The following is a 24,407-nucleotide window of genomic DNA, read 5'->3' as shown; positions in this document are numbered from 1 at the left end:
GTGGGTGCCGACGCCATCTGGACCAATCGGCTGGACCAGTTCTTGCCGACCTGTGGAGCGCGCCTCAGAAGCCGCATTTCCGGTAGTAATCCCTTGACCGCCAATGCGGCGGTGCTAACGTTTGTCCAATCGGTCAAAAAATTGCGTAGCATGAAAACGCACCGAAGACCAAGCGTTGGCCGTACCGAAACCGGGGAAGAAAGGAAAGCTTGGTCATGTCGGACAGGCTAAAAGTTACGCCCAACGATCTCAGCGCATTCTGGATGCCGTTCACCTCGAACCGGCAGTTCAAGCAGGCGCCGCGCATGATGGTTGCGGCCAAGGACATGCATTACACGTCGAGCGACGGCCGCAAGATTCTCGACGGCACCGCAGGCCTGTGGTGCGTCAATGCCGGCCACTGCCGGCCCAAGATCACCGAGGCGATCCAGAAACAGGCGGCCGAGCTCGATTACGCGCCTGCGTTCCAGATGGGCCATCCGATCGTCTTCGAACTGGCGAACCGCCTCGTCGACATCGCGCCCGAAGGCATGGACCACGTCTTCTTTACCAATTCCGGTTCGGAGTCGGTCGAGACCGCGCTCAAGATGGCGCTGGCCTATCACCGCGTGAAGGGCGACGGCGCGCGCACCCGCCTCATCGGCCGCGAGCGCGGCTATCACGGCGTCAATTTCGGCGGCATCTCGGTTGGCGGCATCGTCACCAACCGCAAGATGTTCGGCACGCTGCTTTCCGGCGTCGACCACATGCCGCACACGCATCTACCGGCCAAGAACGCCTTCACCAAGGGCGAACCGGAGTATGGCGCAGAGCTCGCCGACGAACTCGAGCGCATTGTCACGCTGCATGACGCCTCGACCATCGCCGCCGTCATCGTCGAGCCGGTCGCCGGTTCCACCGGTGTGCTGATCCCGCCGAAGGGTTATCTGCAGAAGCTGCGCGACATCTGCACCAAGCACGGCATCCTGTTGATCTTCGACGAGGTCATCACCGGGTTCGGCCGTCTCGGCACGCCGTTTGCGGCCGACTATTTCGGCGTCATCCCCGACATCATCACCACCGCCAAGGGTGTCTCCAACGGCGTCATCCCGATGGGCGCGGTGTTCGTCAAGAAGGAGATCCATGACGCCTTCATGACCGGCCCCGAGCACATGATCGAGTTCTTCCACGGCTACACCTATTCGGGCAACCCGATCGCCTCGGCCGCGGCACTCGCCACCCTCGACACCTACAAGGAAGAGGGGCTGCTGACCCGTGGTGCTGAGCTCGCGTCGTACTGGGAGGAAGCGCTGCATTCGCTGAAGGGCGAGCCGCATGTCATCGACATCCGCAACATCGGCCTGATTGGCGCCATCGAGCTATCGCCGATCGCCGGCGCGCCGACCAAGCGTGCCTTCTCGGCCTTCGTCAAGGCGTACGAGCGCGGCGCGCTGATCCGCACCACTGGCGACATCATCGCGCTGTCGCCGCCGCTGATCATCACCAAGGGGCAGATCGACGAACTGATCGATCATGTCCGGGAAGTGCTGAGGATGGTCGATTGACCTATCAGGCGCGGCAACAGGCGACGAGCGAAGTGCTCGTCGACGACGACAAGGTCCGCGTCACGCGCTGGGATTTCGATCCCGGCGCGGAAACGCGTTGGCACAGGCATGGCATGGACTATGTCGTGACGACGGTCACGCCTTGCTCGTTCCTGCTGGAGGAGCCGGGAGGCGGTGTCAGGCGTGTCGACATGGCTGCCGGCTTGGCCTACAGGCGGGACGAAGGCGTCGAGCACAATGTGGTCAATGCCGGCGACAAACCGATGTCGTTCGTTGAAGTCGAACTGAAAGCATAAGGGTCCGAGCCATGTCCGCACCAGGCGAAAATCTCCGAATCAATTCAGAGCGTTTGTGGGATTCGCTGATGGAGATGGCGAAGATCGGCCCCGGCATTGCCGGCGGCAACAACCGCCAGACCCTGACCGACGAGGACGGCGAGGGCCGTAAGCTCTTCAAGACCTGGTGCGACGCCGCCGGACTTGAAATGGGCGTCGACGAGATGGGCACGATGTTTGCCCGCCGCGAAGGCACCGACCCCGAAGCACTGCCGGTCTATGTCGGCAGCCATCTCGACACCCAGCCGACGGGCGGCAAGTTCGACGGCGTGCTGGGCGTGCTCGGCGGGCTCGAGGTCATCCGCTCGCTCAACGATCTCGGCATCAAGACGAAGCATCCCATCGTCGTCACCAACTGGACCAACGAGGAAGGCACGCGCTTTGCACCGGCCATGCTGGCATCGGGCGTGTTTGCCGGCGTGCTTGAGCAGGATTTCGCCTATGCGCGCAAGGATGCGCATGGCAAGAGTTTCGGCGACGAGTTGGAGCGCATCGGCTGGAAAGGCACCGAGAAGGTCGGCGCTCGCAAGATGAAGGCCTTCTTCGAACTGCATATCGAACAGGGGCCGATCCTCGAAGACGAAGAGATTGAAATCGGCGTCGTCACCCATGGCCAAGGTCTGAAGTGGCTGCAGGTGACCCTGACCGGGATGGAAGCGCATACCGGCTCGACGCCGATGTACAAGCGCCGCAATGCCGGCCTCGGAATGGCGCGGGTGACCGAGCTGGTGCACGAGATTGCCATGGACTACCAGCCCGACGCCGTCGGTGCCGTAGGCCACATGGAAGTCTATCCGAACTCGCGCAACATCATTGCCGGCCGCACCGTCTTCACCATCGATATTCGCTCGCCGGAGAAGGCAGTGCTCGACGCCATGGACGGACGTATCCGTGAAGGGATCGCCACGATCTGCGAGGCGCTCGACATCTCCTATGAGATCGAGCAGGTCGGCCATTTCGACCCGGTCGCCTTCGACACGGATTGCGTCAAGGCCGTGCGCGACGCCGCCGACCGGCTCGGCTACAGCCATCGCGACATCGTTTCGGGTGCCGGCCACGACGCCTGCTGGATCAATCGCGTGGCGCCGACGGCGATGGTTTTCTGTCCCTGCGTCGATGGCCTCAGCCACAACGAAGACGAGGAAATCTATCCCGAATGGGCCGCCGCCGGCTGCGACGTTCTTTTCCATGCCGTGGTCGAGACCGCGGAGATCGTGGAGTGAGCTTTTGGGGTCGACATTGCCGCGCTGGCAGCCCTTTCCCGTCGAGGGGAAGGGCGGCTTACGCTTGGCCTACGCGGAGTGTCTGCCTTTACATGATATGAAACACGGCCAAAGCGCTCAAAAGAAGCGCGGCTAGAATAGGGGAACTGAAGAATGACCAAAGTCATCAGAAATGGCACCATCGTCACGGCCGACCGGACATGGAAGGCCGACGTGCTGATCCAGCATGGCAAGATCGTCGCCATCGGCGGGAACCTGCACGCCGACCACGAGTTCGACGCCACCGGCTGCTACATCATGCCCGGTGGCATCGACCCGCACACCCATCTCGAAATGCCGTTCATGGGCACCTATTCGGCCGACGATTTCGAGAGCGGCACGCGCGCGGCGCTGTCCGGTGGAACGACGATGGTCGTCGACTTCTGCCTGCCGTCGCCCGGCCAGTCGCTGCTCGAAGCGCTGCAGATGTGGGACAACAAGACCTCCAAGGCCTGTTCCGACTATTCGTTCCACATGGCGATCACCTGGTGGGGCGAGCAGGTGTTCAACGAGATGGCTGAGGTCGTCGACAAGGGCATCACCTCGTTCAAGCACTTCATGGCCTACAAGGGCGCGCTGATGGTCGACGACGACGAGATGTACTCGTCGTTCAAGCGTTGCGCCGAACTTGGCGCGCTGCCGCTGGTGCATGCCGAAAACGGCGACGTCGTCGCCCAGCTGTCGGCCAAGCTGCTAGCCGAAGGCAATAACGGTCCCGAGGCGCATGCCTATTCGCGGCCGCCCGAGGTCGAGGGCGAGGCGACCAACCGCGCAATCATGATCGCCGACATGGTGGGCAGCCCGCTCTATGTCGTGCACACCTCCTGCGAGCAGGCGCATGAAGCGATCCGGCGGGCCCGGCAGAAAGGCATGCGCGTCTATGGCGAGCCGCTGATCCAGCATCTGGTGCTCGACGAGACCGAATATTTCAACAAGGACTGGGACCACGCGGCGCGCCGGGTGATGAGCCCGCCCTTCCGCAACAAGCAGCATCAGGACTCGCTGTGGGCCGGCCTGCAGGCGGGTTCGCTGCAGGTGGTGGCGACCGACCATTGCTCGTTCACCACGGATCAGAAGCGCACTGGCGTCGGCAATTTCACCAAGATCCCCAATGGCACGGGCGGGCTCGAGGACCGCATGCCTGTCTTGTGGACCAAGGGCGTCAACACCGGCCGTCTGACGATGAACGAGTTCGTCGCGGTGACCTCGACCAACATCGCCAAGATCCTCAATATGTACCCGAAGAAGGGCGCTATCGTCGAAGGAGCGGACGCCGACGTCATCGTCTGGGATCCCAAGCGCAAGAAGACCATCGCGGCGAAGAGCCAACAATCGGTGATTGACTACAACGTCTTCGAGGGCATCGAGGTGACCGGCCTGCCACGCTTCGTCTTCACGCGTGGCGAACTGGCGATCCAGGAGCACGAGGTCAAGGTGCATCCCGGCCACGGCGAATTCGTCGCCCGCGAGCCGCATGCCGCGGTCAACCGGGCGCTGTCGCAGTGGAAGGAAATCACCGCACCGCGCAAGGTCGAACGCACAGGCATCCCGGCGACAGGAGTGTGAGCGATCGGACTTGGTGGGGTCGATGATGACGGGGACATTTTGATGGAACCGGAAAGTGCTCCCGCCAAGCGGCGCTCCAATGGGCATTTTTCCTTCTTTGCCCTTATTGGAAGTGTGTTTGCAGGGCTCTGGGCCTGTGGGGTTGTCTTGATCCTCGTTGAGGTATTCAGCAGCTCTTCATTGTCCAAACTCTCCCGACTTCCGCTGGATGTAGCTGGTTCGGTTTTCTGGAGCATGTGGGGGGCACTTATCTGGACAATTCCTGCGAGCGTAGCTGTCGGCGGACTCGTATTTCTGCTGGCCAGGATAGGGCGCGATAGATCGCTTCCGAGTGTTTTGGGTTTTGTAGGATTTGGGGTCACGATGGGAGCAACAATTGTTTTGATGCTCCTTGTCTGCGACTTCATTCTAGGCTGGTCCATGCCGTTCGCAGATAGCATAGCTTTGGCGACAGCTGGCCTCGTCGGTGGAGCGATCGCGGGAGTTACTTACCGGGGGCTCATCGTCTATCGCAATCTGGGCTCAGGCTACGCTTGACCAAACAGGGCGAAGGAAGGCCGGCTCGTTTCATGCGCCTGGGAAAGAGTGTTGATCAAGTGGACGCTTTCCTCATCTTCGGAGAGGATGGCATGATGTGGGGTAAAGTCGGGCAATGCTCATGACAGTCAATCAAGCCACGGCGACTAGCGTCGAGCGAAACGCAGTCGTCGAAGCCAGACAGCTGGGGCTGACCTTCCAGACCAATGACGGCCCGGTGCGGGCGCTGTCGGACGTCAATCTGACCATCAACAAGGGTGAGTTCGTCTCCTTCATCGGGCCTTCGGGTTGCGGCAAGACCACGTTCCTCAGGGTGATCGCGGATCTCGAGCAGCCGACGGAAGGCACGATCTCGATCAACGGCATGACGCCGGAACAGGCGCGCCAGGCACGGGCCTATGGTTATGTCTTCCAGGCGGCAGCGCTATTTCCGTGGCGGACCATCGAAAACAATGTCGGGCTGCCGCTCGAGATCATCGGCCTGTCCAAGGCCGAGCAGCAGGCGCGCATCAAGCGCACCATGGATCTGGTCAATCTCACCGGTTTCGAGAAGAAATATCCCTGGCAGCTTTCCGGCGGCATGCAGCAGCGTGCCTCTATCGCGCGCGCGCTCGCTTTCGACGCCGATCTGCTGCTGATGGACGAACCGTTCGGCGCGCTCGACGAGATCGTGCGCGATCACCTCAACGAGCAACTGCTCAGGCTGTGGCGGCAGACCAACAAGACGATCTGCTTCGTCACCCATTCGATCCCCGAAGCCGTCTATCTCTCCACGCGCATCGTCGTCATGTCGCCCAGGCCGGGCCGCGTCACCGACGTCATCGAGTCGACGCTGCCCGCGGAACGCCCGCTCGACATCCGCGAGAGCCCGGAATTCCTGGCGATTGCAGCGCGTGTCCGTGACGGACTGCGCGCCGGCCATTCCTACGAGGATTGAGCCGCGATGGATCGCCTCAGAGACAGGGTTTTTCCCGTCGTCGCCATCCTTCTGGTCATTGTCGCGGCGTGGTATGCATTCGCCGTCTACATGAACGCGCCGTTCCAGCGCGATCTCGACCGGCGGGCAGGTTTGACGCCCGGCACGGTTGAATTCATCGGCAAGACGCTGTCGCAGCCGAAGCCGACCATGCCCGCACCGCACCAGGTGGCGCAGAATTTCTTTGAAAACACCTTCCTCAGGAAGGTCACCAGCGCGCGCAGTCTGGTCTACCATTCGTGGGTGACGCTGTCGTCGACGCTGCTCGGCTTCACCTTCGGCACCGCTCTCGGCATCCTGATCGCCGTCGGCATCGTCCATGTCATTGCGCTCGACCGCTCGCTGATGCCGTGGATCATCGCCTCGCAGACAATCCCGATCCTTGCTGTGGCGCCGATGATCATCGTCGTGCTGGCGGCCATCGGCGTCACCGGGCTGATCCCCAAGGCGCTGATTTCGACCTACCTGTCGTTCTTTCCGGTCGCCGTCGGCATGGTGAAGGGGCTGCGTTCGCCCGATCTCATGCATCTCGACCTGATGCATACCTATAATGCCAGCAAGTCGCAGACCTTCTGGAAGCTGCGCGTGCCGGCCTCGGTGCCATTCCTGTTTGCCTCGATGAAGGTGGCGGTGGCGGCGAGCCTTGTCGGCGCCATCGTCGGCGAGCTGCCGACTGGCGCTGTCGCTGGCATCGGCGCCAAGCTGCTCGCCGGTTCCTACTACAGCCAGACCATCGATATGTGGGCGGCACTCGTCGCCGGCTCGGTGGTGGCGGCACTGCTGGTCGTGCTCGTCGGCTTCGTCGGCAGACTTGTCGAACGTTCGATGGGAGGGCGGCCGGCATGATGAATTCCAAGCCGTCCTGGCAAGTCGGGCTGGCGCTGGTGCTGTGCGCCATCGCCATGGCCACCATGCCGATGCTGGCGAATGAAGCCGTAGCGCCGATGTCGAGCGGCACGACGACACTTGTCATCGCGCTCATCGCCTTGCCTGCCGTGGCCTCCTTCGCCATGTTCTCCGGCCTTGCCAGTGCTGCCGTGCTCTTCATTGGAGCGCATGGGGCTGCATGGCTGCTGATTGCCAACATCTCCGGCAATGAAGGCATGGCGCGGATGCCGTTCTTCCTGCTGCTTGCCGCCGCCTGGCTGCTGGCCTGGCGCTGCGTTGCCTTGCTGTCGGCCATCAGGCCGCTGTCGAAGCAGGTCAGGACGTTTCTGCGCCTGCTGATCCCGGCGATCTTCGGCGCATGGATCCTGATCATTTGGGAAGCGGTGACGCGGGGGGCGGGGGTTCCGTTCATCCTGTTGCCGCCGCCAAGCGCCATTGCCGCGCGCATCGGCAATTCGCTGCCGATCCTTGCCGCTGACGTGCGCCAGACCATCTTTAAGGCGGTGCTGTTCGGCTACTTCGTCGGCTGTGCCTCGGGCTTCGTGGTGGCGATCCTGGCCGACCGGGTGCCGTTCCTGCGCCGCGGGCTCTTGCCCATCGGCAACATGGTGTCGGCGCTGCCGATCATCGGCGTGGCGCCGATCATGGTGATCTGGTTCGGCTTCGAATGGCAGTCGAAGGCGGCCGTGGTCATCATCATGACCTTCTTCCCGATGCTGGTGAACACCGTCGCCGGCCTCACCGCATCGGGCCATATGGAGCGCGACCTGATGCGCACCTATGCCTCCAACTACTGGCAGACGCTGTTCAAGCTGCGCCTGCCGGCGGCGGCACCCTTCATCTTCAACGCGTTGAAGATCAACTCCACGCTGGCGCTGATCGGCGCCATCGTCGCCGAATTCTTCGGCACGCCGATTGTCGGCATGGGCTTCCGCATCTCGACCGAGATCGGGCGCATGAATGTCGACATGGTCTGGGCGGAGATCGCTGTTGCGGCTCTGGCCGGTTCCGTCTTCTATGGCGTGGTCGCCCTGATCGAGAGGGCCACCACTTTCTGGCATCCGTCTGTCCGTGGTGGGCGGGCGTGACCTGAGCTCCTTGGGCGGGGCCGCGGTCCAACTTCAGAGGGAAAAAAGAAGATGAAAAGACTGATGGTATCGTTGATGGCGGGAGCGATGTCGCTGGCCGCCGCGCAGGCGGCACTTGCCGCCGACAAGGTGACGCTGCAGCTCAAATGGGTGACGCAGTCGCAGTTTGCCGGCTACTACGTTGCCAAGGAGAAGGGTTTCTACGGCGAGGAAAACCTGGACGTCGACATCAAGCCGGGCGGCCCCGACATCGCGCCCGAGCAGGTGATCGCCGGCGGCGGTGCCGACGTGATCGTCGACTGGATGGGCGGCGCGCTTGCGGCCCGTGAAAAGGGCGTTGGCCTGGTCAACATCGCCCAGCCCTACAAGAAGGCCGGCATGGAGCTGGTCTGCCCGAAGGACGGCCCGGTCAAGACCGAAGCCGATTTCAAGGGCAAGACGCTGGGCGTCTGGTTCTTCGGCAACGAGTACCCGTTCTTCGCCTGGATGAACAAGCTGGGCCTCAAGACCGAAGGCGGTGCCGATGGCGTGACGGTGCTGAAGCAGAGCTTTGACGTGCAGCCGCTGATCCAGAAGCAGGCCGACTGCATCTCGGTCATGACCTACAACGAGTACTGGCAGCTGATCGACGCCGGCTTCAAGCCGGAAGAGCTGACTGTCTTCAACTACACCGCCATGGGCAACGACCTGCTCGAGGACGGTCTGTACGCGATGGAAGACAAGCTCAAGGACCCGGCCTTCGAAGACAAGATGGTGCGTTTCGTGCGTGCCTCGATGAAGGGCTGGAAGTATGCCGTCGACAATCCTGACGAGGCCGCCGGCATCGTCGTCGACAATGGTGGCCAGGACGAAAACCACCAGAAGCGCATGATGGGCGAAGTGGCCAAGCTGATCGACAATGCCGATGGCAAGCTGGTCGAAGCGGCTTACAAGCGCACGGCCGAAGCACTGCTGGCGCAGAAGATCATTACCAAGGAGCCCACCGGCGCCTGGACTTCAACGATCACCGACAAGGCGATCAAGTAAGTTTGCGGTCTGATTTCGGAAGAGGGGCGGGCAACCGCCCCTTTTTCGTTGGCCAGGGTCAGGCCGCCGCCGCTGCTTCCTTAGGCTGCCTGCCGAACAGCATGTCCTTGGCGGCGATGACGGCGCCGATCGTGATGAGGATGCAGGCCAGCGCCACCGACCAGTGAAACGCGCCAAACCCTGCGACCAGCAAGACGATTACTGAAAACAGCGGTGCTGCGTATGACAATGCGCCAAGCACCATGATCTCGCCGTGCTTGCAGCCGTAATCCTAGGCGTAGAAGCCGGTACCGAGCGGGATTGTGCCCAAGATGGCGATTGCAGCCCATTGCGCGGTGGTTTCGGGCCAGACGGTGGTCTCGAGCGCCAGGTGGAGCGAAAATGCGACTGCCGCGGTGATAAGGCAGTAGCCGGCGACGACATCGGTGGGCACCTTGCCGAAGCGGCGGAAAAGTACGGAGTAGCCGGCCCTGACGAAGGCGCAGAACAGCGCAATGAGGTGGCCCGGCTTCACCCCGTCGGCCAGGCCGACGCTGCCACCCTTGGTGATGACGACTATGGCGCCGGCAAGTCAGAGGATCACGCCGGCAATGTGATGCAGCCTGAGCTTTTCCCCCGGCAGGAAGGCGGCGAAGACGACGATCAACAGCGGCCACAGGTAGGCGATCAGGCTGGCCTCGATGGGCGGGGCCGACTGGATCGCAAAGAAATAGGCACAGTGATAGATGCAAAGGCCGGCGGTTCCCAGCGCCCACACCTGCCATGGCTGCCGCAACGACCTGATCGCGCCCGGGCGAAAGATCCAGCTGGACACACCGACGAGCCCGCCTAGCAGGAAGGTCATTGCTGCCAGCCGAAACGGCGGAATTGGTCCCGCGGCGGTCGAAAGCAGTGCCAGAAACGACCATGTGAGGATGGCTGAAAAGCCGATGAGCGTTGCTGTCGGTCTGTTCATGCCAGTCAATCCATTCTCCTGGTTGTGGGAAGGTGGCATGTTGGAGGCTCTGCCGGTGGCCATATCCAGCCGTGCCTTGTCTGGACAGCGACCTGCCTGCTGGAGCGAGGGCAAACAGGAAATGATGCGCCAAGCGCCCTTGCGTTCAGCCCAAGCACTAGCCACGAGGGACAGCGGAAGGGAACGAGCGGGTGCGTGGAGGCGCTCGCGCCTACTGCGCCAGCGTGTAGAAGGTGAGCGTGCGCGGCTCGCCCTTGGAATAGTTCATGCCTTCGATGATGCCGCGCTGCCTGAGTGCGTTCACACCGCCCGGAATAGCGGCAAGGAAAGCCTTGCTCTCGACTTCGGCGACGACCGCGACGGCGCAGGCGGGATCGGCGACGAGCGCTGCGGCTGCTCCCTTGCCGTCGGTCAGCTGGGTGTTGGTGCCGGCGAGGAAGACAAGGCTTGGTTCGCCATAACCCGCGGAAGCCAGCACTGAAGTTGGGCAGGGCTTCAACGTTTCGAAACGTTCCGATATCTGTGGGCTGAGCCACAAAGGCTTGAGCGGCGGCAGGATCTTCCAGGTGAGCACGCCGAACACCGCTGCGGCGGCTGCCGCGGCGAAGGCGATGCGCTTGACCGGATCCATGCCGTCGGGCGCGCCGATGCCATACCGGGCTGCGATCAGGACCAGTATTGCTGCGAGCAGCCCCCACCAGGAGAAGTCGCCGAGGAAATAGGGCGTGATGCCAAGAGCGATGGCGGCCAGGCCAATGCTGATGCCGAACATTCCGAAGGCGCAGGCGCGGCGCAGCCACAGCTGCCAGCGCGAAAGCTCGATGCCGGCAGCCGACTTGGAGGTCAGCACCCAGGCCATCAGCAGGATCATCGCCGGATAGGCCGGCAAGGCATAGTGCGGCAGCTTGGTCGGGATCAGTTCGATGGCCACCCAGTAGGGCAGATACCAGGCAAGGCAGAACAACAGGCGCGGGTCCTCACGGAAGCGCTTGAGCGCCTTGAGACCACCTTCGAGCGCGACAAGCGCGAAGGGCCACATGAACAGCGAATAGGTCAGGAAATAATAACCGGGCGGGAAGCCGTGCGACTCCTGACCGGAGCCAACCTTGCTCAACAGGTCCTTGCCGACCGATTCCTGCCAGAATGCGCTGCCGGTCTTGAGCGTGATCAGGATCAGCCAGGGGGCGGCGACCAGAAGCGTGAGCAGGATGCCTGGGAGGGGCTTCAGCTTGCGCAGCCACGAGCGGTCGCGGTCGAAGATGGCGATGGCCGCAATGGTCAGCACGCTCATGAAGGGGATGACCGGTCCCTTGATCAGGATCGACAGGCCCTGGGCTACCCAGAACCACCAATGGGCACGACCCTGCTGCCTGCCGGCCTTGTGGCCGAGATAGATGGTGGCAAGCGCGGCCTGGGCAAGCAGTGCGGTGGCGAGCAAGGTCGCGTCGGTCTTGGCGATGCGGGCTTCGACGCCGAGCATCAGGATGCCCATCATGCCGAGGCCTGATATGACGCCAGCGGTTCGGCCGAACATGCGGTCGCCGACGAAGGCAAGCGCCAGCACCGAGAAGGTGCCGGCGAGCACCGAGATCAGCCGGTAGACCCAGATCGGGGCATCACTATCCTGGCCGCTCAGCAGCACTGCGGTCGACTGCAGCCAGTAGATGCCGGCGGGCTTCTTGTAGCGCGGCACGTCCTGGAAACGGATGTCGACATAGTCGCCGCTCTCGACCATCTGCTTGGTTGCCTGAACGAAGCGCGACTCGTCGCGATCGGTCGGCGGCAGGGTGGAAGTGCCCGGCGCGAAGGCAAACAGCGCGAGCAGCGCCAGCAGAAGATAAGTCAGCGGCGACAACGTCTTGCGGGACGTTGCGGAGGTTTTGATTCCGGAAGTCGACATGCCCGTGATCAGTCCGTCTTGGACATGGCCAGACGCCGCTCATTGGCGATCAGCCAGAGATTGCGGATGTAGATGAACAGGCCGAGCCCCTGGCCGGCGATGAACACCGGGTCCTGGCGCTTGATGGCGTAGATCAAAAGCAGGGCGCCGCCGCCGAGCGAGAAGAACCAGAAGGCGATCGGCACGACCGAGCGCTTGGCACGCTCGGAGGCGAGCCACTGCACGACGAAGCGCATGGTGAAGAAGCCCTGGGCAACGAAGCCGAGCAGGATCCAGCCGTCGAACTGGGCGATGAAGACGTCGTGCAGCCAGGTGCCGAGGTCCGAGATCAGGTTCATTGGCCAAGCTCCGTGACTGATGGCACGACCTTGCGGCGGCGGCGCAGCCACCACACGCCGAAGAGATCGAGAATGCCGCGCAGGCCGCGATCGAGAATGCCGTAGTTGGATTTGCCGTGGATGCGCGAGCGGTCGACGACGTCGACATGGACGACGCCACGGCCTTCGCGCAGGGCGAGTGCCGGCAAATAGCGATGCCAGCCGTCGAAGAATGGCAGCTGGCGGAACAGCTCGGTGTGCAAGGCCTTGAGGCCGCAGCCCGAGTCGCGGGTGCCGTCGTGCAGAATCATCTCGCGCAGGCCGTTGGCAAAGCGCGAGGACAACTGCTTGAGCTTGGTGTCGGTGCGCTTGAGGCGCTGGCCGGCGGCGATGCCGACGGCGGGGCCGGCAGCAACGAGTGCGTCGGCGAGCTTGGGCAGGTAGGCCGGATCGTTCTGGCCATCGCCGTCCATGGTCACGACGATGTCGCCCTTGGCGGCGAAAACGCCCGAGCGGACGGCCGCACTCTGGCCAGCGGAACGGTCGTGCCTGACATGGCGCAGGCGGCCGGCGCTGCGTGCGAGTTCGGCCAGAACCTCTGGCGTGCGGTCTGTTGAACCATCGTCGACGACGATGATCTCGTAGTCGCGGCCGGTCATCGCGGCATGGACCTCGCCGACCAGGATCGGCAGGTTCTCAGCCTCGTTCTTGCACGGAATGACGATTGAAATCATCAGTTTGCCTGGGGAAGGTTACGACAGGATGGCGAAATTCGCGGCTTCAATAGCACCAAAGCCACCCATTTGCCACGATGGTTGCGCCTTTCCTCGGGGCAAGTCGCACTTGTCCCCTGGGGCAAGTCGCACTTGTCCCCTGGGGCAAGTCGCACTTGTCCCCTGGGGCAAGTTCCACTTGTCCCTTGGCAAGTTCGACTTGTTCCCCGGCGGCAAGTCTCACTTGTCGCCTTGGGCAAGTCCACTTGTCGGAGGCAAGCCTTTTCTCCGCGTACGGGGCAAGGTTTGCCTAGCCCCGCTGCAATACTCAGCGCCTGTCCCTGATGTCGCTCAGCGTGCGTGTCGGCGTGATCGCTTCGGGATCGAGCTTGATCTCGATGATCGATGGCTTGCCGCTGGCGCGTGCGCGTTCGAAGGCGGGCGCGAATTCGTCTGTCTCGCGCACCGTTTCGCCATGTCCGCCATAGGCACGCGCAAGGGCTGCGAAGTCAGGGTTCTTGAGGTCTGTCGCCTCGACGCGGCCGGGATATTCGCGCTCCTGGTGCATGCGGATGGTGCCGTAGATGCCGTTGTTGACGACGATCACGATGATCGGCAAGCCGTATTGCACGGCGGTGGCGAATTCCTGGCCGTTCATCATGAAGCAGCCGTCGCCGGCGAAGGCGATGACCTCGCGGTCGGGAAACAGGCCCTTGGCAGCGACTGCTGCCGGCGTGCCGTAGCCCATCGAGCCGGACGTCGGCGCCGCCTGCGTGGCGTAACGGCGGAAGCGATGGAAACGATGCACCCAGGTGGCGTAGTTGCCGGCGCCATTGGTCAGGATCGCGTCTTCGGGCAGGATCTTTTCCAGCCAGTTCATGATCGGACCCATCTGGACGGGGCCGGGGCCGGTGAGCGGCGGGGTCGACCAGGCGAGGTAGTCGGCATGCGCCTTCTTTGTCTCCTCGGCCCAGCCTGGTGCCGCCGGGCCCTTGCGCCTGGCGAAGGCCCGCACGAAGGTCGCCGGCGAGGCGTTGATGGCGATCGTCGGCCGATAGACGCGGCCGAGTTCGTCAGGGTCGGCATGGACATGCACCAGTTGCTGGTCGGGATAGGGGCTCTTGAGCAGGGTGTAGTCGGACGAAGGCATTTCGCCGAAGCGGCCGCCGATCAAAAGGACAAGGTCGGCGTCCTTGATGCGCGCGCCGAGTTTTGGGTTGATGCCGATGCCGACGTCGCCGGCATAGTTGGGGTGTAGGTGATCGAACAGCATCTGGCGCCGGAACGAGACGCCGACCGGCAGCGACCAGCTCTCGGCGATCGCCTGGATGTCATTGAATGCAAGACGGTGATCCCAGCGCGTGCCGCCGAGAATGACGAACGGCCGCTTGGCCGCGTTGAGCAACGCTTCGACCCGGTCCAGTTCGGCCTCGCCCGGGTGGGTTTCCACCGCTACGGCGGGCAGGACTGCAGGAGCCTCGACCTCGCTGGTCAGCATGTCCTCAGGCAGCGAGATGACCACCGGGCCCGGACGGCCCGAGGTCGCCACCGAAAAGGCGCGGGTGAGCAGCTCGGGAATGCGCGCGGCATCGTCGATCTCAACGACCCATTTGGCGATATCGCCGAAGAAGCGGCGGTAATTGACCTCCTGGAAGGCCTCGCGCTCCTTGGCGTGGCTCGCCACCTGGCCGATGAACAGGATCATCGGGATCGAATCCTGCATGGCGATGTGGACGCCGGCGGAGGCATTAGTGGCGCCGGGGCCGCGGGTGACGAAGCAGATGCCCGGCTTCCCGGTCAGGCGGCCATGGCAGTCGGCCATCATCGCAGCACCGCCTTCCTGGCGACAAACGACGCTCTGGATTTTGGAGTCATGAAGCGCATCGAGCACGGCCAGGTAGGATTCGCCCGGCACGCAATAGATGCGGTCGACGCCATTGGCTTCGAGCGCGTCGACGATCAGTTTTCCGCCGGTCTTCATTTCGCACGCTTCTCCAGTTCGGCAAGGATCTCTGCAGTGTGTTGCCCGAGGCGGGGCGATGGGCGGTCATAGGCGAGCGGGGTTTCGGACATGACCATCGGGGCGCGCACCGACGGCAGTTTGTTGCCGTGGCCGTCGTCGAGGTCCATGCGCATGCCGCGCGCGATCGCCTGCGGGTCGGCGAAGGCCTGGCCGATGGTGTTGATCGGGCTTGCAGGCACACCTGACGCTTCGAGCTTTGCCAGCAACTCCTCGCGGCCGAAGCCGGCCAAGGCTGCGACGATCTTTTCGCGCAGGGCGACACGATTGGCGACGCGGGCTGAATTGGTGGCGAAAAGCGGGTCGGTGGCGATGGCTTCGAGGCCGACGATGGCGCAGAACTTCTGGAACTGGCCGTCATTGCCGACGGCAAGGATGAAATGCCCGTCACGCACCGGCAGTACCTCGTAGGGCGAGATGTTGGGGTGGGCGTTGCCCATCTGCACCGGCGAATTGCCCGAGACCAGGTAATTCAGGTTCTGGTTGGCGAGCACCGACATCTGGGCGTCGAACAAGGCCATGTCGACATGCTGGCCCTGGCCGGTGGCCTCGGCGTGGCGCAGCGCTGCCTGGATGGCGATGACCGAATAGAGTCCGGTGAAGATGTCGGTGACGGCGACGCCGACCTTCTGCGGCTCGCCGCCGGCCGGGCCGGTGATCGACATCAGGCCCGACATGCCCTGGACGATGAAATCGTAGCCGGCGCGGGCGGCATAAGGCCCGTCCTGGCCGAAGCCGGTGATCGAGCAATAGACGAGCTTCGGATTGATCTTCTTCAGGCTGTCATAGTCGAGGCCGTATTTCTTGAGGCCGCCGAGTTTGAAGTTCTCGATTACAACATCGGCGTCGGCGACAAGCTTGCGCACGATCTCGGCGCCTTCAGGCGTCGAGAAATCGACCGCGATCGAGCGCTTGCCGCGGTTGCATGAGTGATAATAGGCCGCCGAGAGGTTTTCACCGTCATGGGAGGTAACGAAGGGCGGGCCCCATTTGCGGGTGTCGTCGCCGCCGTCGGGGTTCTCGACCTTGATGACGTCTGCGCCTAGATCAGCCAGCAATTGCCCGGCCCAAGGCCCGGCGAGGATGCGGGCAAGTTCGATGACGCGGACACCGTGAAGAGGCGGATTATTCATGAGGCACCAGAGGTCATTTCAGCAGATTGTACACAATTGGCTCTAACAGGAGTCCCGATTTGCCGCCACAGCGTTGCACTGGGCCAGCCCAGCCGCTCACCGGGGAAGCGTCCGGTCAAGCCAGGCGCCGAAATCGGCCATCACGGCGTCGCGGTTGATCTCGTTCAGGCTTTCGTGGCGGGTCTCGGCGTAAACCTTTGAAACGAGATTCGAAAAGCCCATCCGGCGCATGCGTGCCGCCAGCGCCTCGACGGCCTTGCCGCCATCGGTTGCGGGGTCGCGCTGGCCGCCGACGAGATTGAACGGCAAATCCTTGCGCACCTTGGCGAAGTTACCGTCATTGGCACCGGCGAAGACGAGGTCGAAGACATTGATCCACATCGACACTGAAGCATCCCAGCCACAGAGCGGGTCGGCGACATAGGCGTCGACCTCTGAGACATCGCGCGATAGCCAGTCGAATTCGGTGCGTCGGTTGGGGATCTTCTTGGCCCAATCGCCGAAGGTCAGCTTCGGCAGCATGCGGGAGGGCACGTCCGAGCCGAGCCGGAAGCGCTCGAAGGCGAGGATAGCCTGGGCCAGCCGACCGAGGATGCCGGCGGAAAAATTGGCGTTCCAGATGGCGGCGGCGGCAACGCGCTCGGAGTGACGCAAGACGAAGTTGAGCGCCATCAGCCCGCCCATCGAATGACCGAAGATGATCACCGGCAGGCCAGGATGCTGTTCGGCGATGTGGTCATGTATCGCGGCGATATCGGCGACCACGATTTCCAGGCCGTTCTTGCCGGCGAAACGGCCCCTGGGCGCATCGGCGGCCGTGGTCGCGCCATGGCCGCGATGGTCGTGTGCATATACATGACAGCCCCGCGCGGCCAGGAAATCGGCGAAACGGGCGTAGCGCGCACCATGCTCGGCGAGGCCGTGATTGATCTGGACAACGGCGCGGGCAGGGGCGTCGGCGCGCCTGAAGTAGAGATTGAGTTTTGCCCCGGTCGGAGAGGCAAGCGTGGTTGTGGTGTCGAACGGCATTGCAGTCTCCCCCTGGGCGGACTGTTGGGGAAGTGCGGTGCGCCCGTCAAGGCCGGCTGACGGCGGTGCACAGGGACAATGTCAGGAGGTGTCACCACGACCCTTGTTCGACGGGTGTCAGCCCATATATTCCGCTAACCTCAGAACCGGCCGCCCCCGCCGGCATTTTTTGCGTCTTTCCTTCTCATTCCCAGCTGAAGTGATGATCGTCATGCAGCCGATTATTTCCGTTTCCAATCTTTCCAAGACCTATGCGTCGGGCTTTTCGGCGCTGAAGGACATCAACCTGGATATTCGCCGCGGCGAGATCTTTGCGCTGCTCGGGCCCAACGGGGCCGGCAAGACGACGCTGATCAGCGTCATCTGCGGCATCGTCAATCCGACCTCTGGCACAGTGCTTGCCGATGGCCACGACATCGTTCGCGACTATCGCGCGGCGCGCACCCTGATCGGCCTGGTGCCGCAGGAGCTGACCACCGACGCCTTCGAGACGGTGTGGGCGACTGTCAGCTTCAGCCGCGGCCTGTTCGGCAAGCCGGCCAATCCGGCCCACATCGAAAAGATCCTCAAGGACCTGTCGCTGTGGGACAAGAAGGACAGCAAGATCATCACGCTGTCGGGCGGCATGAAGCGCCGGGTGATGATCGCCAAGGCGCTGTCGCACGAACCGCAGATCCTGTTCCTCGACGAGCCGACAGCCGGCGTCGATGTCGAGCTGAGGCGTGACATGTGGGAGGTGGTGCGTCTGCTGCGCGAAACCGGCGTCACCATCATACTGACCACGCACTACATCGAGGAAGCCGAGCAGATGGCCGACCGCGTCGGCGTCATCAGCCATGGCGAGATCATCCTGGTCGAGGACAAGGCCGAGCTGATGCGCAAGCTTGGCCGCAAGCAGCTGACGCTGCAGCTGCAGCAGCCGCTGGAGCAGGTGCCGCAGGCACTCTCAAGCCATGGGCTCGAACTGTCCGAAGACGGCAACGAGCTCGTCTACACCTACGACACCCAAGGCGAGCGGACTGGCATCACGGCACTGCTCAAGGACCTCAACGACGCCGGAATCCGCTTCCGCGACCTGCAGACCAAGCAGAGCTCGCTTGAAGAGATTTTCGTCAATCTGGTGAGTGAACGGCGATGAATTTTTACGCGATCCGCGCAATCTATCTGTTTGAAATGGCGCGCACCTGGCGCACGCTGCTGCAAAGCATCGTTTCGCCCGTCATCTCGACCTCGCTCTATTTTGTCGTCTTTGGCGCTGCCATCGGCTCGCGCATCAGCGAGATCAACGGCATCAGCTACGGCGCCTTCATCGTGCCCGGCCTGGTCATGCTGTCGCTTCTGACCCAGAGCATCTCCAACGCCTCGTTCGGCATCTATTTCCCGAAATTCGTCGGCACCATCTACGAGCTTTTGTCAGCACCGGTGTCGTATCTGGAGATCGTCATCGCCTATGTCGGGGCGGCGGCGTCCAAGTCGATCATCCTCGGGTTGATCATCCTGGCGACCGCGGCGCTGTTCGTGCCGCTGCAGGTCCAGCATCCAGTCTGGATGCTGCTGTTTTTGGTGCTGACGGCAGTGACCTTCAGCCTGTTCGGCTTCATTATCGGCATCTGGGCGCGCAGTTTCGAGCAGCTGCAGCTGGTGCCGCTGCTGATCATCACCCCGCTGACCTTCCTGGGTGGCAGCTTCTACTCCATCGACATGCTGCCGCCGTTCTGGCGCACGGTGTCGCTGTTCAACCCGGTGGTCTACCTGGTCAGCGGCTTCCGCTGGAGCTTCTTCGGCGTATCGGACGTCAATGTAGGTATCAGCCTGGGCATGACGTTGGTGTTCCTGGCCGCCTGCCTTGCAGCCGTGTGGTGGATCTTCAGGACCGGCTGGCGTATCAAGGTGTAGCGGTGGAGCCTCGTTGTTGGAACATGATCTTTTCCGAAAACCGGTTTCCACTTTTCGGGATCATGCTCTAGCTACTCCGCCCATTCCTGGTCGGCGGTGAAGGCGATCGTCAGCCAGCGGTCGGGACCTTCATCGCCAAGCGCGTCGCCGATCTCGTTGCGCAAGGCATCCCATTCCTCGATGGTCTTGGCAGGCAGGCCGGGCGGCACGATGAAATACAGCTCGACCTGCATCAGGCGCCCAACCTTGGCGACATAGGCGCGATAGGAAACGAAGCCGTGTTTCTTCACGGTTGCCCGCGCAACCTCGTCGACATGCGCCTTCAGCGTTTCCGGTGTGATCAACAAAATGTCGGAGAAGGCCTGGCGGACCGTGCCGATGGGCATCGGGATGATCACCATGCAGACAAGCGCCAGCACGGCGGGGTCGACATACGGTGCCGTCCAGGCAAGTTCGGTGCCTTCGACCAGCCAGCCGCCGATGAAGGCAACCAGCAGTGCCGCGGTGATGCCACCCGACATCATCCAGGCGGTCACATCGAGGCGCACGAAGTCGGACTGAATGGTCCGGTTGGCGCGGCTGCCGATGAAGGCCATGGTCAGGCAGGCCGCAAGGGTCACGGCCGCGTAGATGATGGCGTAGTCGAATTCGAGGTGGTGTCCGCCGGCGAGCAGATTGGCCACGGCGTTGATCAGCGCATAGCAGGACACGCTGATCAGGACGATGCCGTTCAGGCCGAGCACGATCGGCTCAAGGTGCCAGAAGCCGAAGGAAAAGCGCTTGTGCAGCCGGCGGTTGTGATTGGCGTTGCTGGTGATCAGGCGAGCGACGATCAGCGCCAGGATGGTCATCGTCGCATCGGCGAGCGAATAGGCACCGTCGAAGGCGATCGAGAACGAGCCGCTGAGGACGCCGAAGACGATGCCGAACAGCGCGACGACAAACGTCACGGCGATCGACATCCGAAGCAGGTTGGTTTCGGTTTTCATGGCCTTAGCTATGAAATAGCCGTGCGGTCATGTCCACCAGCGGCATTGAGGGCGGATTTGTCTCAGAGCGCCTTGCCGTTCGAAGCTAGGCGGAAGCTTTCGCGTCCGCCGCTCGGCACGACGATGATCTGCTTGACCTTGCCCTGCTTGAAGGCGGTAAGGAAGCGCTTGTAGTCGGCGAAGGCGACGCAGCCATGTGACTCCTCGCGACCGCCGCGCAGCAGGTAGCTGTGGGTCAGGAAGCCGTCGCGGCCGAACTTGTTCTTGCCGTCGACCGGCAGCATGCGGATAGCCTCGACGCCATGGAAGCGCTTTTCACGCATCCTGAGATTGTATGTGTGCGGCGGCGTCGGTCCGTTCATCTTGACATGGGTGTAGCGCGGGTTGTCGGCCATGTGGCCGATGCCGGAATGTGCCTCGAGCACGCTGCCATCGGGCATGTAGACCTTGGCGGCACTGATGTCATAGACGGCAACGCCGTTGCCAGCCTTGGTCTTGCCGCCAAACAGGCTGCGCAGCGAGCGCCCAAGCGTGCTGCCCGGCTTGTCCTCGGGAATTTCCGGACGCGCATAGGCAAGTTTTTGCGGCTTTTGCGGTTCGGGTTTTTCGGCCGTCCGTGGCGCATCGGGCTCTGGCGCGCTGGTGTCCGCCTTGCCGGCGTCGGTTGGCCTGACGGCTGCCGCTTGCGGGCGCAGCTCCGGACGGGGACCGGCAGACGGGGTGTCGGCATAGTCGGGCAGGGCGGCGGCTTCCGCTTCAGCCTGCGCCGCAGCGAGTTCCTCTTCGGAAGGGCCGGTCAGCAAGGTCGACAGCGCCGTGTCGGCGGCTCCGCCCGGCGACGGATCGGCATAAGCCAGAATGGTCGGGCGTGCTGCGACCGAAGCGGGCAATACCGGCTGGTCGGCGTCGGCGTCCGCTGTGGCAGCGGCAAGCTGTTGCAGTTCGATGGAGCTGGCCGAGAACAGGCTGGCGAGTTTGTTCGAGCTGAGATCGGCCTGGCTGGCTATGGTATCGAAGCGGGCGGCATGGCCGTTTGCTGATGTGGCAGCCGCGACGGTGGCATGACGGGCGGATTTGCCCAGGCTGCCGGTCAGGCTGGCCGTGACGGCGGGGCTGGCACCACTGGCGGAAATTTGCGGCTTGGCCGCGGCGACGAGCCGCGACGCCTTGTCGGTGCTGACATAGGCCGACAGGCGTGCCTGCTTGACGGTCACCGCCTGCACCTGTGGCTTCGGCGCAAAATGGACCGGGTCGAAGGCACTGACATTGCCCATCGCGACCATGCCGGCCATCGACCACGCGGCCATGCCGGCAAAAGCCGTGCCGGCACAGGCGATGACAAACGGGCGCAACAGACGGCGCAAGGATTGTGGACGAACGACTTTACTCAAACGCATAGCAGACCAGTTGTCGCGCAAACGTCTTCCGGCCGGCAAACGGCCGCAGTGCGAGATTTCCAGAATGTCCCCAACTCGACAGAACGATGGAGAAAGGATGGACAAATATGGTTAAATTTTGCTTTGCGGAAACGGAGATCATTTCGACGCCGAAAACGGAAGGCTCGGCATGGGAGCGAAACGCCCTGTCGCCTAAGGCTGTATGCGGCGCACCATCAGCCCCAAAAGCATTTGCCGTTTGGGGTAGGATGGCCTACATAGCGCGCAAATCTCCGTTCACCTGAAGCAGGATACGCGCGCGTGGCACGCCAGTTCATCTATCACATGTCGGGACTGACCAAGTCCTACGGTACCAAGAAGGTGCTGGAGAATCTCAATCTGTCGTTTTACCCAGATGCCAAGATCGGCATCCTCGGCCCCAACGGTGCCGGCAAGTCGACAGTGCTCAAGATCATGGCCGGCCTCGACAAGGAATGGTCAGGCGAAGCCTGGCTGGCCGACGGCGCGACCGTCGGCTACCTTGCGCAGGAGCCGCATCTCGACCCGGCCAAGACTGTGTTTGAGAACGTCATGGACGGCGTTTCCAAGAAGACCGCCATCATCGAGCGCTACAACGAGCTGATGATGAACTACTCGGACGAGACCGCCGACGAGGGCGCCAAGCTGCAGGACGAGATGGACCGTCTCAACCTGTGGGACCTGGAACAGCAGGTCGAGATGGCGATGGACGCGCTGCAGTGCCCGCCCGGCGATTCCGAAGTGACCCAGCTGTCGGGTGGCGAACGCCGCCGCATCGCGCTGTGCCGCCTGCTGCTCGAACAGCCCGACCTTCTGCTGCTCGACGAACCGACCAACCATCTCGACGCCGAGACCACGGCATGGCTTGAAAAGCACCTGCGCGACTATCCGGGCTCGGTGCTGATCATCACCCACGATCGCTACTTCCTCGACAACGTCACTGGCTGGATCCTCGAACTCGATCGCGGCCGCGGCATCCCCTATGAGGGCAACTACACCAAGTATCTCGACGCCAAGGCAAAGCGCCTGATCCAGGAAGGCCGCGAAGACGATTCGCGCCAGAAGGCGATCTGGCGCGAGCGCGAGTGGATTGCGTCCTCGCCCAAGGCACGCCAGACCAAGTCCAAGGCGCGTATCAAGGCCTATGAGGAACTGGTGGAGAAGGCGGATCAGCGCCGTCCGACCGACACGCAGATCGTCATCCCGGCCGGCGAACGCCTTGGCAATGTGGTGATCGAGGTCGATAGCGTGAACAAGGGCTACGGCGACGAACTGCTGATCGAAAACCTGAACTTCAAGCTGCCGCCCGGCGGCATCGTCGGCGTCATCGGACCGAACGGCGCTGGCAAGACCACGCTGTTCAGGATGATCACCGGCCAGGAAACGCCCGATAGCGGTTCGATCCGCGTCGGCGAAACCGTCAAGCTCGGCTATGTCGACCAGAGCCGCGATGCGCTCGACCCGACCAAGACGGTCTGGGAAGAGATCTCCGGCGGTGCCGAAGTCATCAAGCTCGGCAAGCACGAAGTGAACAGCCGCGCCTATTGCTCGTCGTTCAACTTCCGCGGCGGCGACCAGCAGCAGCGCGTCGGCAACCTGTCGGGCGGTCAGCGCAACCGCGTCCACCTTGCCAAGATGCTGAAGAACGGCGGCAACGTCCTGCTCCTCGACGAACCGACCAACGATCTCGACACCGAAACGCTGGGCGCGCTCGAAGACGCACTCGAAGCCTATGCCGGTTGCGCCGTCATCATCTCCCACGATCGTATGTTCCTCGATCGCATGGCTACCCACATGCTCGCCTATGAAGGCGACGCGCATGTCGAGTGGTTCGAAGGCAACTTCGAGGAATACGAGAAGGACAAGATCCGCCGCCTTGGCGCCGATGCGGCCAACCCGCACCGGATGAGCCACAAGCGCCTGACGCGCTGATCGACTTCATGAACGCCCCGCCCGAAACGGGGCGTTTTTGTTTTCGCACTCATTGTGCGCAATCCCGGATGGAAAACCGCTGCGCAACTGCTTCTGGAGTTTCGGCATGAAGGACTGGTCCGCAGCGCAGTATCTCAAGTTCGAGGACGAGCGGACGCGGCCGGCGCGCGACCTGCTGGCGCAGATTGGACTGGAGCGGCCGCGGCATGTGATCGACATCGGCTGCGGCCCGGGCAATTCGACCGAGTTGCTGATCGAACGCTGGCCCGACGCCCGCATATCGGGTTTCGATACGTCGCCCGACATGATCGAGCAGGCGCGGCAGCGGTTGCCCGGCGTCGACTTCCAGCTTGCCAATGCCCGCGACTGGACACCCGATGAACCGGTGGACGTGATCTTCGCCAACGCCGTGTTCCAGTGGCTGCCGGACCATCAGGCCGTGCTGGCGCGGCTGATGGGGCTGCTGGCGCCTGGCGGCTTCCTTGCGGTGCAGATGCCCGACAACATTGGCGAGCCGTCGCATGTGGCGATGCGCGAGACGGCTGCCGCGGTGCCGTTCGCCGCCAAGATAGCGGGAGCCACGCGGGCAAAACTGCCATCGGTCGCCTCCTACTACGACCTGCTCATGCCGCTGTCGGTGCGGGTCGACATCTGGCACACGGTCTACAACCACCCGCTGGCCGATGTGGCGGCTATCGTTGAATGGGTGAAGGGGACAGGGCTCAAGCCGTTTGTCGATCCGCTCGATGCGGCCGAGCGCGAGGCCTATCTCGTGGCGTACACGGCGCGGATCGCCGCTGCCTATCCGCCCGTCGCCAACGGCAAGGTGCTGCTGCGCTTCCCCCGGCTGTTCATGGTCGCGCAGCGAGGATAGGGCGGAATATCA

General features: G+C 62.9%; 21 protein-coding genes and 1 pseudogene. 13 read left to right on the top strand and 9 right to left on the bottom strand.

Annotation, left to right across the window (positions count from 1 at the left end; all coding sequences use genetic code 11):
- Nucleotides 1-215 precede the first annotated feature (215 nt).
- The 9 genes from aptA (at nt 216) to IHE39_RS22055 (ending at nt 9,222) form a co-directional block, all read left to right on the top strand.
- Entirely contained in the window at nt 216-1,544 is a 1,329-nt protein-coding gene (gene aptA, locus IHE39_RS22095; protein ID WP_184767087.1) for an omega-aminotransferase AptA, read from the top strand.
- Nucleotides 1,541-1,840: a cupin domain-containing protein gene (locus IHE39_RS22090; RefSeq protein ID WP_184767088.1), complete on the top strand. Its 300-nt coding sequence runs from the start codon at nt 1,541-1,543 to the stop codon at nt 1,838-1,840. Before aptA ends, IHE39_RS22090 begins: the two co-directional genes overlap by 4 nt.
- Before the next feature lie 11 nt (nt 1,841-1,851).
- On the top strand, nt 1,852-3,102 hold the full coding sequence (locus IHE39_RS22085) for a Zn-dependent hydrolase (RefSeq protein WP_192567964.1): 1,251 nt from the start codon (nt 1,852-1,854) through the stop codon (nt 3,100-3,102).
- 153 nt (nt 3,103-3,255) lie between these two features.
- A complete protein-coding gene (gene hydA / locus IHE39_RS22080; RefSeq protein WP_192567963.1) occupies nt 3,256-4,707 on the top strand; it encodes a dihydropyrimidinase in 1,452 nt (483 codons plus the stop codon).
- Nucleotides 4,708-4,749: 42 nt separating this feature from the next.
- Nucleotides 4,750-5,244: a hypothetical protein gene (locus IHE39_RS22075; RefSeq protein ID WP_192567962.1), complete on the top strand. Its 495-nt coding sequence runs from the start codon at nt 4,750-4,752 to the stop codon at nt 5,242-5,244.
- Between the two features lie 115 nt (nt 5,245-5,359).
- Complete coding sequence (locus IHE39_RS22070) at nt 5,360-6,181, top strand: ABC transporter ATP-binding protein (RefSeq protein ID WP_184767092.1); 822 nt, start codon at nt 5,360-5,362, stop codon at nt 6,179-6,181.
- 6 nt (nt 6,182-6,187) lie between these two features.
- Complete coding sequence (locus IHE39_RS22065) at nt 6,188-7,066, top strand: ABC transporter permease (RefSeq protein WP_184767093.1); 879 nt, start codon at nt 6,188-6,190, stop codon at nt 7,064-7,066.
- The gene (locus IHE39_RS22060) at nt 7,063-8,196 is read left to right on the top strand and encodes an ABC transporter permease (protein ID WP_434781331.1); all 1,134 of its coding nucleotides are present in this window, start codon (nt 7,063-7,065) and stop codon (nt 8,194-8,196) included. Before IHE39_RS22065 ends, IHE39_RS22060 begins: the two co-directional genes overlap by 4 nt.
- 51 nt (nt 8,197-8,247) lie before the next feature.
- Nucleotides 8,248-9,222, top strand: a complete 975-nt coding sequence (locus IHE39_RS22055) for an ABC transporter substrate-binding protein (protein WP_184767094.1) — start codon at nt 8,248-8,250, stop codon at nt 9,220-9,222.
- 58 nt (nt 9,223-9,280) lie between these two features.
- Here IHE39_RS22055 and yddG read toward each other — a convergent pair.
- From yddG to IHE39_RS22020, 7 genes and pseudogenes are all read right to left on the bottom strand, one after another.
- Nucleotides 9,281-10,177, bottom strand: a pseudogene (gene yddG, locus IHE39_RS22050) (aromatic amino acid exporter YddG).
- 211 nt (nt 10,178-10,388) lie between these two features.
- Complete coding sequence (locus tag IHE39_RS22045) at nt 10,389-12,077, bottom strand: ArnT family glycosyltransferase (protein WP_192567961.1); 1,689 nt, start codon at nt 12,075-12,077, stop codon at nt 10,389-10,391.
- Between the two features lie 8 nt (nt 12,078-12,085).
- Entirely contained in the window at nt 12,086-12,415 is a 330-nt protein-coding gene (locus IHE39_RS22040; RefSeq protein ID WP_184767097.1) for a lipid-A-disaccharide synthase N-terminal domain-containing protein, read from the bottom strand.
- Entirely contained in the window at nt 12,412-13,128 is a 717-nt protein-coding gene (locus tag IHE39_RS22035; protein WP_192567960.1) for a glycosyltransferase family 2 protein, read from the bottom strand. The genes IHE39_RS22040 and IHE39_RS22035 overlap by 4 nt, the downstream gene beginning before the upstream one ends.
- Nucleotides 13,129-13,435: 307 nt before the next feature.
- On the bottom strand, nt 13,436-15,088 hold the full coding sequence (locus tag IHE39_RS22030; protein WP_192567959.1) for a thiamine pyrophosphate-binding protein: 1,653 nt from the start codon (nt 15,086-15,088) through the stop codon (nt 13,436-13,438).
- Complete coding sequence (locus tag IHE39_RS22025) at nt 15,085-16,260, bottom strand: CaiB/BaiF CoA transferase family protein (protein ID WP_192567958.1); 1,176 nt, start codon at nt 16,258-16,260, stop codon at nt 15,085-15,087. Before IHE39_RS22025 ends, IHE39_RS22030 begins: the two co-directional genes overlap by 4 nt.
- 96 nt (nt 16,261-16,356) lie before the next feature.
- Nucleotides 16,357-17,289, bottom strand: coding sequence for an alpha/beta fold hydrolase (locus IHE39_RS22020; RefSeq protein WP_192567957.1), 933 nt, complete (start codon nt 17,287-17,289; stop codon nt 16,357-16,359).
- A 211-nt stretch (nt 17,290-17,500) separates the two neighbouring features.
- On the opposite strand from IHE39_RS22020, the gene IHE39_RS22015 reads away from it, so the two are divergent.
- Nucleotides 17,501-18,427, top strand: a complete 927-nt coding sequence (locus IHE39_RS22015; protein ID WP_192567956.1) for an ABC transporter ATP-binding protein — start codon at nt 17,501-17,503, stop codon at nt 18,425-18,427.
- Nucleotides 18,424-19,185 (top strand): ABC transporter permease, encoded by a 762-nt coding sequence (locus IHE39_RS22010; RefSeq protein WP_115731392.1) that lies wholly within the window; start codon nt 18,424-18,426, stop codon nt 19,183-19,185. The genes IHE39_RS22015 and IHE39_RS22010 overlap by 4 nt, the downstream gene beginning before the upstream one ends.
- 71 nt (nt 19,186-19,256) lie before the next feature.
- On the opposite strand, the gene IHE39_RS22005 is transcribed toward IHE39_RS22010, so the two are convergent.
- Together IHE39_RS22005 and IHE39_RS22000 are read right to left on the bottom strand one after the other, a co-directional pair.
- Entirely contained in the window at nt 19,257-20,174 is a 918-nt protein-coding gene (locus IHE39_RS22005) for a cation diffusion facilitator family transporter (RefSeq protein ID WP_192567955.1), read from the bottom strand.
- A 62-nt stretch (nt 20,175-20,236) separates the two neighbouring features.
- Nucleotides 20,237-21,526: a tlde1 domain-containing protein gene (locus tag IHE39_RS22000; RefSeq protein ID WP_246485597.1), complete on the bottom strand. Its 1,290-nt coding sequence runs from the start codon at nt 21,524-21,526 to the stop codon at nt 20,237-20,239.
- A gap of 345 nt (nt 21,527-21,871) precedes the next feature.
- Between IHE39_RS22000 and ettA the strand changes: the two genes are divergently transcribed.
- Together ettA and tam are read left to right on the top strand one after the other, a co-directional pair.
- Nucleotides 21,872-23,521 (top strand): energy-dependent translational throttle protein EttA, encoded by a 1,650-nt coding sequence (gene ettA / locus IHE39_RS21995; protein ID WP_184767105.1) that lies wholly within the window; start codon nt 21,872-21,874, stop codon nt 23,519-23,521.
- Nucleotides 23,522-23,627: 106 nt separating this feature from the next.
- Nucleotides 23,628-24,395, top strand: a complete 768-nt coding sequence (gene tam, locus IHE39_RS21990; protein ID WP_192567953.1) for a trans-aconitate 2-methyltransferase — start codon at nt 23,628-23,630, stop codon at nt 24,393-24,395.
- Nucleotides 24,396-24,407 lie beyond the last annotated feature (12 nt).

Origin of the sequence: Aminobacter carboxidus (assembly GCF_014863355.1) — a bacterium.
GTDB classification, from domain to species: Bacteria; Pseudomonadota; Alphaproteobacteria; order Rhizobiales; family Rhizobiaceae; genus Aminobacter; species Aminobacter carboxidus.
This window is presented reverse-complemented; position numbering and strand designations above follow the sequence as displayed.